Source organism: Chitinophagales bacterium, from assembly GCA_013816805.1.
Taxonomy (GTDB): Bacteria; Bacteroidota; Bacteroidia; order Chitinophagales; family UBA10324; genus MGR-bin340.
The window spans coordinates 158,679-170,781 of the sequence record JACDDS010000008.1 but is presented as its reverse complement, the minus strand read 5'-3'; the positions used below and the strand labels follow the sequence as shown (position 1 = coordinate 170,781).

Annotated in this window: 10 protein-coding genes; 5 read left to right on the top strand and 5 right to left on the bottom strand. The window is 38.9% G+C overall.

What is annotated here, in order from left to right:
- Positions 1 to 14 precede the first annotated feature (14 nt).
- Entirely contained in the window at positions 15 to 2,456 is a 2,442-nt protein-coding gene (locus H0W62_08765; GenBank protein MBA3648629.1) for a choice-of-anchor B family protein, read from the top strand.
- Between the two features lie 11 nt (positions 2,457 to 2,467).
- Here H0W62_08765 and H0W62_08760 read toward each other — a convergent pair whose 3' ends face one another.
- Together H0W62_08760 and H0W62_08755 are read right to left on the bottom strand one after the other, a co-directional pair.
- Positions 2,468 to 2,965, bottom strand: a complete 498-nt coding sequence (locus tag H0W62_08760; GenBank protein MBA3648628.1) for a hypothetical protein — start codon at positions 2,963 to 2,965, stop codon at positions 2,468 to 2,470.
- A complete protein-coding gene (locus tag H0W62_08755; GenBank protein MBA3648627.1) occupies positions 2,962 to 3,543 on the bottom strand; it encodes a sigma-70 family RNA polymerase sigma factor in 582 nt (193 codons plus the stop codon). Before H0W62_08755 ends, H0W62_08760 begins: the two co-directional genes overlap by 4 nt.
- Positions 3,544 to 3,688: 145 nt before the next feature.
- Here H0W62_08755 and H0W62_08750 point away from each other — a divergent pair, with 145 nt between their 5' ends.
- Positions 3,689 to 4,033, top strand: coding sequence for a hypothetical protein (locus H0W62_08750; GenBank protein MBA3648626.1), 345 nt, complete (start codon positions 3,689 to 3,691; stop codon positions 4,031 to 4,033).
- 70 nt (positions 4,034 to 4,103) lie between these two features.
- Here H0W62_08750 and H0W62_08745 read toward each other — a convergent pair whose 3' ends face one another.
- Together H0W62_08745 and H0W62_08740 are read right to left on the bottom strand one after the other, a co-directional pair.
- Complete coding sequence (locus H0W62_08745) at positions 4,104 to 4,550, bottom strand: hypothetical protein (protein ID MBA3648625.1); 447 nt, start codon at positions 4,548 to 4,550, stop codon at positions 4,104 to 4,106.
- A gap of 72 nt (positions 4,551 to 4,622) precedes the next feature.
- On the bottom strand, positions 4,623 to 5,360 hold the full coding sequence (locus tag H0W62_08740; GenBank protein MBA3648624.1) for a DUF72 domain-containing protein: 738 nt from the start codon (positions 5,358 to 5,360) through the stop codon (positions 4,623 to 4,625).
- A gap of 99 nt (positions 5,361 to 5,459) precedes the next feature.
- On the opposite strand from H0W62_08740, the gene H0W62_08735 reads away from it, so the two are divergent.
- The 3 genes from H0W62_08735 to H0W62_08725 all read left to right on the top strand — a co-directional run bounded on the left by H0W62_08735 (position 5,460) and on the right by H0W62_08725 (position 9,606).
- Positions 5,460 to 6,671, top strand: a complete 1,212-nt coding sequence (locus tag H0W62_08735) for a DUF763 domain-containing protein (GenBank protein MBA3648623.1) — start codon at positions 5,460 to 5,462, stop codon at positions 6,669 to 6,671.
- Positions 6,672 to 6,780: 109 nt separating this feature from the next.
- Positions 6,781 to 8,961, top strand: a complete 2,181-nt coding sequence (locus tag H0W62_08730) for a glycoside hydrolase family 9 protein (GenBank protein MBA3648622.1) — start codon at positions 6,781 to 6,783, stop codon at positions 8,959 to 8,961.
- Between the two features lie 177 nt (positions 8,962 to 9,138).
- Positions 9,139 to 9,606 (top strand): hypothetical protein, encoded by a 468-nt coding sequence (locus H0W62_08725; GenBank protein ID MBA3648621.1) that lies wholly within the window; start codon positions 9,139 to 9,141, stop codon positions 9,604 to 9,606.
- 1,072 nt (positions 9,607 to 10,678) lie between these two features.
- Here H0W62_08725 and rlmD read toward each other — a convergent pair.
- Positions 10,679 to 12,103, bottom strand: a complete 1,425-nt coding sequence (rlmD, locus tag H0W62_08720; GenBank protein ID MBA3648620.1) for a 23S rRNA (uracil(1939)-C(5))-methyltransferase RlmD — start codon at positions 12,101 to 12,103, stop codon at positions 10,679 to 10,681.

Here is a 12,103-nt window from a genome sequence, read left to right as displayed (position 1 = left end):
CTTATTAAATCTTTATGCTTAAATTCTATACTAAAGGGCTCTGTGTAGCTTTTCCTGTAAGGCAACTTGCAAGTTTTCTAATATTAATTTTATTGGCCGCTACAACCTTTTCACAAAATATCACTCTGCGGGGCCATATATCTTATCCTACACCTGAAAATGGTAACGTTTGGGGGTATGTAGATTCAGCAGGAAGGGAGTATGCCCTGATGGGAACTTATGAAGGTCTTTCTATTGTAAATGTTTCCGATCCTGACAATCCGGTTGAGGTTTTTAAAGTGCCTACCCAACCTAGTTTATGGCATGAGATCAAAACCTGGAATCAGCATGTTTATGTCACGAATGAAGCAGGTGGAGGCTTATTGATCGCTGATTTAAAAGATCTTCCGGATACAATAACTTATAATTATTTCACTGATTCAGCAACCTTAAATACTTCCCATACCCTTTGGATAGACGAAAACGGAATTCTTTATCTTTTTGGAAGTAACCTGGGGGCTCCGGGAAGATATGGTGGTGCTGATATGTACGATTTAAAAGAAAACCCGAATAATCCGGTGTATATTTCTTCCTATAATGCAACCGGAGATTTCCAAAGAGATTACATTCATGATGGATTTGTTAGGGGAGATACGCTTTGGGCATCACATGTATATTCTGGAATGTTAGAGGTGATAGATGTATCAGATAAGCAAAACCCCGTTCCCCTGGCTTCATTTTCAACTCCAAATAATTTTACGCACAATTCGTGGCCTACACATAACGATCAATACCTTTTTACTACAGACGAAGTAGACAATTCTTTTCTGGCCAGTTACGATGTTTCTGACCTGCAAAACATATCCCCCCCTCTGGATAAAGCGCAGAGTAATCCCGGCAGTAATGCTATAGTCCATAATGTACATCTGTTTAATGATTCATTTGCAGTTACAAGTTATTACACAGAAGGAGCAGTAATATTTGATGTAACCCATCCCGATAATATGATTAAGGTGGCACAATATGATGAGTCTGAATTTACAGGGGGCGGATACCATGGAGATTGGGGTGTTTATCCGTATTTACCTTCAAAAAATCTGCTTGTTTCAGATATTGAAAACGGTTTATACATATTGACCCCTGTTTATAATCATGCAGCCTGGGTTTATGGAGTAATAACAGATTCTGCTTCAGGTGCCTTATTAAATAACGTCAGTGTAACAGTATTGAATACTGAAAACAGCGCGGTATCATCCTTATCAGGAGAATATAAAACAGGTGCAGCATCTGCAGGTTTCTATAATATTTCTTTCAGTAAGCCAGGCTATCATACCAAAATAGTAGAGGGTGTTTCACTTATATCAAATCAGTACGATACACTTAATGTAGTATTGGGGCAATTGCAAAACTTTGTCTACCAGGGCCAAATAATTGATTCCAGTTCCAAACAACCGCTGTCTAATGCAATGGTTGTGATTGTAGACAGCATCTTTACGTTTACAGACTCTACAGATTCAAATGGTAATTTTATATTCCCTGTTTTTTATAATGGAACCTACCAAATTTTTGCGGGAAAATGGGGATATAAAACCGCTTACCTATCCTCTCAAAACATTAACAGCGGCACCTCTCCGCTTATTGTTTCTCTTGCACCAGGTTATTATGATGATTTCTCACTTGATTTCGGATGGAAAGAAAGCGGTGATGCGCAATCCGGCAAGTGGGTAAGGGCTGAGCCGCTCGGCACACTCTACTATAGTCAGCAATCAAATCCAGAATTCGATGTAGATAATGACTATGGTAATCAGTGCTTTGTAACGGGAAATAAGGAAACAGAATTTTATGTGGACCCGGTTTTTAACGGAACCACGCGATTATCCTCTCCACTTTTTAATGTATCAGGATATACCGATCCCTACCTTGATTTTTATATATGGTTCTATAACGTTTCAGGAGTTTACCCATACGATACTTTAAAGATCTTTTTAGTTGGTGAAAGCGATTCCTCGCTATTAAAAAATATAAGCGTTTCAAATACACAAAGGAGTCACTGGGTTAGAGAGCGTTTCAGGATAAAAGATTTTGTGGTTCCTTCTGAAAATATGTCAGTGCATTTTTATGCTGAAAACCCATCGGGAAGCTATAGTTTATTAGAGTGTGGAGTTGACAAATTTCAGATCATAGATTCTTTTGAAGTGGGCATTAATAATTCAGGCAATAATATCAACCGGCTGGAAGTATTTCCAAATCCTTTTGATAATACTTTTTTCGTTTCCTATGACCTGTTGCCTGGTAGTTTTACCACTCCTGAACTGCTGTTAACCGATCCGGCAGGCAGGGTGATTATCTCAAAAAAATTGATTAACGACATTGGTGAAGAATCCTTCTTTATCGGGCTATTACCTGCGGGTATTTATTTTTTACAGTTAAAGAATAAAAATGGTTTATTGCTTACCAGGAAAGTAATAAAGAAATAATAGTCTGATGTTCATAAGCTTGAGCCGTTCTTGTGGATTGTCTTTCTCATTAATTTATCTATCAAGAACAAGGCTGCAACTTCATCTATAATCAGAAATGCCAGCAGATTACGGTTTAATATATTAGACCAATTTACTTGGGGCATCTGAAAAGAGAATGTTGAACCCGCAGGGTGACTCCATTGAATTTGCGATAATGTATATACAAGCAATCCAAGAATGCTGATTAGGAAAAATCCGCCAATTCCTTTAATGATACGCGTGTCCACTTTTGTCTTTACAATTTTCGGGGCAGGTTCAAAGGCAACCAGATCCATTATATTTTGTGTAAACCTTAAGGATGGTTCTTCCAGTTCAACACTTTTAAGATGTTGGTGAATAGAAATATATTCATCATATAATTTTTTTATATCAGGATTTTCATGGAGCATTTGCTCTATGGCAATTACCGCTTCAGGTGAAGATGTGCCATCAATGTAATTCCAAAGCTGTTCATCAATCGTATTCATAGCAGTTCTTTTACTTCATTTTGTAATAATTGTTCCAGCTTAATTCGAAGGCGCTGACGGGCCCGGTGCAGTTTTACTTTAACAGTGTTGGTTTCATAGCCTGATATTTTACTTATTTCATCCAAAGACTGCTCGCCCTGATAAAAGAGGGTAATAATAAGTGCATCATCAGGCAATAGCATTTGAATAGCTTTATTCACGTGTTCAGTTCTTGATTTGTACTCAATTTCATTTGCCTTTAAATAGGATGGATAATCCTCTAAAATATGTTCGTGCTGCTCATCATCCACTGAAATAATCTGCACTTTTTTCTTCCTTAGAAAAGACATAGAAGTATGGTAAACAATTGAATAAAGCCATGTTGAAAACTTTGCACTCTGTTGAAAAGTCCCCAATGAGCGGTAGGCCTTTACGAAACAATCCTGGGCTACCTCTTCTGCATCTTCTCTGTTCTTTGTAAACCGAAGCGATAACGAGAAAATATAACGTTGATAGCGCTGCACCAACAAGCTATATGAAGAAGTATCACCTCCCAACACTTTATTGATAATCTCAATATCCGAAAGTTGCTCACTCATTAACAGCTTATTAGACTACCCAAATACTGCACAGGTTACAGGAAGTCCGATTTAATTAAACTGATAATAAAATAGCAAATGCCTGTAACCTCCGGCTTAATATCAGAGTCAAATTACACATTCAACAAACCTAAAAATATAAAACATGGATCCTATTTTAATTCCCATTCTTGTTCCGCTGGCTGCCTTTGCCATGATTTTTGGTATTGTATACCTCTCAAATAAAGAGCGTATGCTAATGATTGAAAAAGGTATGGACCCTCGCTCAAAACAGCACCGGCCATTGAATTCAATTAACTCTTTAAAGGGCGGATTAATTTTTTTAGGCGTGGGCATCGGTTTAATGATTGCTTTTTTCCTTACAAACTATTCCCTTCCCAATACGGAAGATTCTGAGGCAATTTATTTTAGTATGATTGGTATTGGAGGCGGCCTCGGATTAGTAATAAGTTACCTGGTAGAAAGAAATGATGAAAAAAAACATCTTTAATCTGAAGAGTAATTCGCTTAGTGACTTACTTAATCCTATTGCTCTTAATCTTTTACAGTGTCATATTAATTCAGGCTTTCTGTTTTTGAAATCCACCTGCATTAGCAGCTATCGCAATGGCTAAAGCAATAATCGTTAGATTTTTGAGAATATAACTTCCTGAAAGAGAAGGAACCATAAACGATTTCCAGGTAAAATCAGGTAACAGTACGAGGGGACCAAATGTCATTATCATGTGCGGAATAAGCAAATATAATGCGATTCGTTCCTTTCCGGGAAGAAGAAATATAATGCCAATAGCCATTTCATAAAGACCAAAGAATATTTCGAATCCATGGAAAGGAATAAAGGGTATGGTTTGACTCCACAATTGTTTCACCAGTGCCTCGGCAGGACTGAGTCCAACTAATTTAAGCACGCCAAACCAAAAATAGACAACAAATATTGCGAACCGGGTAAAGGGGAAACATATCCGGCATAAAAATTTAAGAACCCGGTGCTCAAGCGATGCCAGCATACTTTTGAATTAAACTGATAAAGCAGTAAAGATCAGATAATGAATAATAAAATTCAAGAGGAAGGTAAATTTTTAATTTTCAAGAAATTCGCTCAATTTTTTGGCATTATTTATTGCATATACGTTTATATCGTTGTTAAAGTAGGCAAAAACATCTTTTCCGCGAGCCAATTTTTTAATCTTACCCGCCCACTCCTGAAGTTCCGCATCAGTATAATCTGAGGCGTAAAGGTTAGGTGCACCATGAAATCTGAGATAAGTAAAATTTGCAGTAACTTTTTCCACAACCGGCCATTGATTCGAGTGCTGAATAACAAGTCCCAAATTATATTTTTTTAGTACGGTATATACTTCCTCTGTAAACCAGGTGGGGTGGCGGAATTCAAAAGCATGACGCGTTTTATTTGCTTCAGTATTATTTTTTAATACTTCCGCAAAAGAGTTCAAACGCTCCACATTTACTGCCCGGTGAGCAGGCAATTGCCAAAGCACTACTTCAAGCTTGAGACCCAATGCTTTGGATTGGCTAAAAAAATTTTCTACTGCCTCCCAGGCATTTTTCAATGCAAGAAACTGGGTAATATACCTGCTTCCTTTAATTGCGAAACGAAAATGGTCGGGTGTTCGGTTTTTCCAGCTTAAAAAGGTGCTTTCTTTTGGAAGATGATAGAATGAACTGTTAATCTCTACACTATTATAATGTTCCGTATAAAATTCGAGTTGCCTTGCTACTGGAAAATCTTTTGGATAAAATCTCTCATGCCAATGTTTATAGTTGAAACCGCTGGTGCCTGCATAAATTTTCTTCATAAGTAACCCTGCTTTAAACAGCATCAATTATTATGCAACAATAATAGGAAGACAGTCAATCGATTTGGATATAATTTAGCTGCTCACTTAAAAATATCAATGCCCCGCAGTGGATATGCTGATCTTCCGCTTCATTATGGTCATGTACCCGTATGGCTGGCGGAGCGAATGAAAAAGTTGGGCGGTGCTATTGTAGAAGCAATAGCTCTGGAGTACGGCATTTCTGCAGTAGTTCAGCGCTTCAGCGACCCTTTTTGGTTTCAGTCTTTAGGTTGCGTACTGGGTATGGACTGGCATTCGTCAGGAGTTACTACATCGGTGATGGGTGCTTTAAAAAAAGCGATAAATCCAATTAGCCATGAGCTTGGAATTTATATATGCGGAGGAAAGGGCAAATATTCCCGGCAGACTCCTGAAGAGCTGGTACGCATTGCTGATAAAACAGGTATGAATGGCAATTATTTAATTAACTGCAGCAAGCTAAGCGCTAAGGTAGATAACACTGCCATTCAGGATGGCTTCCATCTTTACCTCCATTCCTTTATTGTTACGAGGGATGGTGATTGGACGGTGGTACAGCAGGGATTAAATGATAAAAGTAGCATGGCAAGAAGGTACCATTGGCACAGCACTTCAGTAAAATCTTTTGTGGATTCACCCCATACTTTTATTTATGGAAAAAACCAGGGGCTTATCCTGAACCTTACAGATCCTAAGGCTTCGGGCACCCGCGATTCACTTGTGAAAATAGCCATAGAAGATCCTGTACAATCTTTACCGGAAATAAAGAAGCTGTTAATGCCTTGCTACCACGATGTACGAGCCGCAGATGTTAACATAAAACGCTTAGGAAGTGTATTGGCACTCGCTCATGAAAAAGAGGTTCAGAACTTTGAGTCGCTGCTTATGTTGCAAGGCCTGGGACCGAGAACATTACAATCCCTTACCCTGGTAAGCGAGGTAATCCATGGGACACCGTCACGCTTCAGTGATCCGGCGCGTTTTTCATTTGCGCACGGAGGAAAAGACGGACACCCATTTCCAGTGCCTGTAAAAGTCTACGATGAAACTATTGATGAATTGAGACAAGCCGTAAATAAAGCAAAAATCGGTTCCAACGAAAAAACACATGCAATAAAAAGTCTGGCACACCTGGCTCAAAGGATAGAAAAAGATTTTGTGCCGAATCAAAACCTGAGTGCTGTAATAAAAAAGGAAAAGGAAGACTCCTGGAAATATGGTGGAAGAACGGTTTTTGGTAAAGTGATGCCCCCTCAGGGAAATAACAATGAACAGCTCAAATTATTTTAACGATAATCATTTAGCAACCATTTATAGATTTTCCCGGATAATGTATTAAAAAGAAGCCTGGCCTGTCTAACCTTTTTGCATCTCCACCGTAGACTGGGAAATTCTATTTATGAAAATTGTTTGTGTTTTTAGTTTTCTGCTGATTTCCATTCAAGCAGTGGCTGCTCCTGTTACTACTACAGAATTTATTAAGATCGACCAGTTTGGCTACCGTACGTTTGATCAGAAGATCGCTGTAATTGCTAACCCTCAAACCGGATTCAATGATACTATTCACTTTACTCCTGGAAATACATACCAGGTACGCCGCTGGAACGATGATGCAATAGTTTATTCCGGAAATATCACAACCTGGAATAGTGGCATCACGCAATCTCAATCCGGCGACCAGGTTTGGTGGTTCGATTTTTCTTCAGTAACCGTATCTGATGATTACTATATCTATGACCTTACAAATGCATTAGGCTCTTATCGTTTTACTATAAGCGACTGTATTTATAATGGTGTAATGAAAGCCGCGCTTCGCACTTATTATTATCAGCGCTGCGGAATAGTCAAGGCTGCACCGTATGCAGATGCCGGATGGACGGATGGTGTCTGCCATGAGGGAGTTCAGCAGGATATGGATTGCCGGCTGTACAGCAACACGAACTCTTCCACCAGCAGGAACCTAAGCGGCGGCTGGCACGACGCCGGTGATTACAATAAATATGTAAACTTCACCTGGGAAACCCTTACTCATTTGCTGCTCGCTTACGAACAAAACCCGTCCGCTTTTGGAGATAACAGTAACATACCAGAATCAGGGAACGGCATTCCTGATATTTTAGATGAAGTGAAGTATGAGATGGACTGGCTATTAAAAATGCAGAATACAGATGGCTCTGAGCTTAGCATTGTGGGCGGAGGATCAGCAAGCCCGCCTTCGGCTGATGCGCAATACCGCCGTTATGGTCCGGCAAATACTTCTGCAACGCTTACCGCAGCATCAGTATTTGCGTTGGCAGCTATTGAATTTAAATCGCTCGGTATTTATTCCATGAAAACGTATTCTAAAACATTGAAAACGGCTGCGGTAAATGCCTGGAAGTGGGCGAAGGCAAACCCCAATGTCTATTTCTATAATTCAGGCATCATCGGTGCAGGTGAGCAGGAGACGGATGATTATGGCAGGCTTTCACGCAAAGTAGCGGCAGCATGTTATTTATATGCATATACCGGTGGAACTTCATACAAAAACTTCTTCGAGAATAACTATTCACAAGTGCATTTGATCCAATGGCAGTTCGCGTATCCGTTCGAACAAGCCCAGCAAGATGCCCTCTTATATTATACAAAGCTTCCCGGAGCTTCTTCAAATGTAAAAAGTGACATAACCACTGCATATACCAACTCAATTACTGGTTATGATGAAAATCTTCCGGGGTTTTTAAATAAAACGGATGCCTACCGCGCCTACCTTCAGGATCAAAACTATACCTGGGGCAGTAATGAGTTTAAATGCGACCAGGGTGTAATGTTCACAAATATGAATGGCTACAATCTGGATCCGGGGAATGCAACCAATTACACAAATGCTGCTTCCGGCTACCTGCACGGAATGCATGGAGTGAATCCGCTCACACATGTTTACCTGAGCAACATGAGCACTTATGGCGCTGAGAATTCAGTTTTGGAATTCTATAATTCCTGGTTCAAAGACGGAAGCCCTTTGTGGGACCGTGTAGGTACTTCTGTTTATGGACCAGCTCCCGGTTTCGTTCCTGGTGGCCCGAATCCATCTTATAATTGGGATGCCTGCTGCCCAAGCGGTTGCGGCAGTTCTTCCAATAATGCCTTGTGCTATTCGGTCTCCATCGATCCGCCGAAAAATCAACCTATACAAAAGTCCTATAAGGATTTCAACAACGATTGGCCAATTGATTCCTGGCAGGTAACTGAAAATGCCATTTATAGCCAGGCAGCTTACGTGCGGTTGCTTGCAAATTTTATAGGTAGTGGATGTACTGAAAAAGTTTCCTATTCAAACGCAGCCAATGATAAAATTTCATTTAAGTGTTATCCTAATCCTGTGTACAATGATTTACATGTAATTTTTGAAAGGGCACTTAATCAAAATGAAACTCTAAGTTTATTTAATTCAGTTAGCAAGCAGGTTAGCTCCTATATTATCAACAAGGGCTTAAACGAAACACATATAGATGTCTCTTCTTTTCCTTCGGGAATTTATTTACTGATGGCAACATGTTATAATATCGTGATAACGCAAAAAATAGTTGTAGTAAAATAATGTATAAGAAAAGACAACTGAATAATTTCAATCCTAAATAAAGTAGGTCCTAAAGCTCTTTGTTCACTTTTCGACAAACTTAAGGTGACTTAATCCTGTTAAGACTGCGAAATTTAGGTCAGGGTTTTATATTTGAGTTAAATATGGTCAATAAGATCAACCGTCTTTTACCCTTTAATGAACCAATCAAATTCCCTGTTTCGTCTCATTCATTCTTTAAGCCAAAGCGAAAAGAGATATTTTACGCTTACAGCAGCTATAAATCGAAGGTCAAGCTCTTATCTTAAGCTTTTTAAAGTTCTTGATCAGCAGAAAGAATATGATGAAACATTACTGAAAGAGCGGCTTCATAAAGAGTCATTTATTTCTCATTTATCGGTTATTAAGGTACAGCTATACCATTTCCTGTTAAAAACATTACGCAATTTTCATGAGAGCCGCTCTGTAGATTTCACACTTAAAGAAATGATGCTTGACGCGGCTATACTTAATGAGAAAGCGCTCTACGAAGAGAGCAAAATGAAGCTGCTGCGGGCAAGAGATTTGGCTGAACGCTATGAAATCTGGAAGGTTTTATTAGAAATTCTCCATAAAGAATATACGCTTCTTTCCATCACTTCTGAAAAAAGTAATATTGAAAATTAGCTGCGCCGTATCAATTCAGATGAAAAGAAATTTCTTCACCGGCTAAACAACTATGGAGAAATAGCTTATACCGCACTTTCTTTATCGGTGCTCCTTAAGAAAGACAATTCAGCGCAAGATCGGTCAAAAGTAAAAGACATTCGCGATCTGATGTTGCACCCCCTTCTGAAAAATGCAGATCAGTTTGCTAGCTTCAGAGCTAGAAGTTTATTTTATTTTATCTGGTCTTCTTACCTGATGGCAAGCTGCCAATATGAAAAAGCTGAATTATACCTGACGGGGCAGATTGATCTCTACAATCAGTTTCCCATTTAAACAACAGGCACCAGGAAATTACCTTGGGGCGTACAGCGATTTGCTGGTACTATACTATCACAATGGGCAATACGAACAAGTGATGGAAGTGATTAAACACTTAAAAAATTAAGCTGAATCAAATGAAATAAAACGCGTAACCTCTGATCGGTTTCGGATAATTATTTTTTCCTGGACTTACAAAACGGAAATAGGGATAGCTATAAAAACGGACAACATCAGCAATTACAGCAGAGTAATCACACAACAAAAAGAATTCTTTGACCGGAATTGCAATATGATGGAACCTCAGCGCAGATTAGAGACATTTCTTGCTCTTGCTGCTTATTAATTATGAAATTCATAATCATGAAAAGGCGATCAGGTTCATTGAAAAAATACTTAATGACGATGCAGCTAAAACCCACCATAAAATAACAACGGTGGCTCAGGTGTTGCATACTCTTATTCATTATGAAGAGGGAAATTTTGATCTGTTGGAGTATTTAACAAGAGGATTAAAAAATTTAAATGGGAATAAAAAAAGTACAACAGCTACCGAAAACTTATTAATAGAGTTTATACTCAATTTATCTCAACTGAATCCTTCTGAACATAAACGGGAATTCTTTTCCGGCTACCTTAAAAAATTTTCAGCGCTGAAAGAGAATCGATTTGAAGACCACAATTTCGATTATTTTGATATCACCATTTGGTTACGAAAGAAAATATTTTTGCAGGGAGAAAAGATGGAAAAGAATACCCTTGCATATGCATTTTATAATTTTTTTATAAGCTCAGCTATATTCTCCACATGGTGGGTTTGCGGAAAAAGATCAAAGGGACGGATTTTTTCTACAGAGTACTGTTCCGCAAGAAACTGCAGATCACGAGCCTGAGTAGCCGGATTACAGCTTACATATATTATTTTATCCGGAGCAAGCTGCAACAATTCTGATATCACCTGCGGGTGCATTCCGGCTCTCGGCGGATCTGTAATTACAATACTTCGATTGGATTGTTCTTTAGTAGCCGAAGAAATATCAGCGTAAAAAGGTTGAGAAGAAATTTTAGAAATATCAGCCTGATAAAAGTCAGCATTGGTAATGTTGTTCAGCTTCGCATTTTCTCTTGCGTCGTCAATGGCTTGCTCTGCCTGTTCTACACCGACCACTTTCTTACACTGCCTTGCAAGAAATAAGGCTATGCTGCCAGTTCCTGTATAAAGATCCAGCACAAAATCTTCTCTGTCCAATTCAGCAAAATCACGCACGCATTGATAAAGCTTTTCTGCCTGGCGGGTATTTGTCTGAAAAAAAGACTTTGCGCTGATTTTAAATTTTAAATCTTCAAGGTGCTCCTGCACATAATCATTTCCTGAATAAGTGATTACCTCCAGATCATAAATGGTATCGTTTCGCTTTTGATTTATTACATATTGCAGGCTGGTTATCTCCGGAAATTTTGTTTTAATAAATTCCATCAATTTCAGAATTTTATGATCATCCGAGGTTGAGAAAACAACCACAACCATTACTTCTCCTGTTAAAGTAATCCGGATTATAAGATTGCGCAAATCGCCCGTCTGTTTTCTTAAATCAAAATATTCATAACCTTCCGCGATCGTAAAATTTCTTATGGCAAGCCGAATCGAATCATTTAATGGCGGCTGCAGCGGACAAGTCTTTACATCAAATACACGATCAAAAGCACCTGGTAAATGATAACCCAATGCTGCATTCTTCACCTGATCAGGATTATTTTTCCAGTCCTCAATTCTGATCCATTCACTTTTACAAAAAGTAAACTCAAGCTTATTGCGGTAATGCCGGTCTTTTTCAGATCCTGCAATAGAAAGCTTTTCCTTAATATGTATTTTCCCTATTCGCTCAAGCGTATCTTCTACGGCTAGCTGTTTATATTTCAGCTGCATCTCATATTTCATATGCTGCCACTGGCAGCCGCCGCAATAACCAAAATGAGGGCAAAACGGCTGTATCCGATCATGGGATGCCTCAATCACCCTGACCACGGATCCCTCCATCCAGTCTTTCTTATTTTTCTCAATTACTATATTAACCACATCACCCGGCACTCCACCTTTCACAAAAATTACTTTTCCTTCACTATGGGCTATTGATTTACCTTCATTGGCGTATGAATCCACCTGTATATTTTCAAGAATAAGATTGCCGCGTGCCAT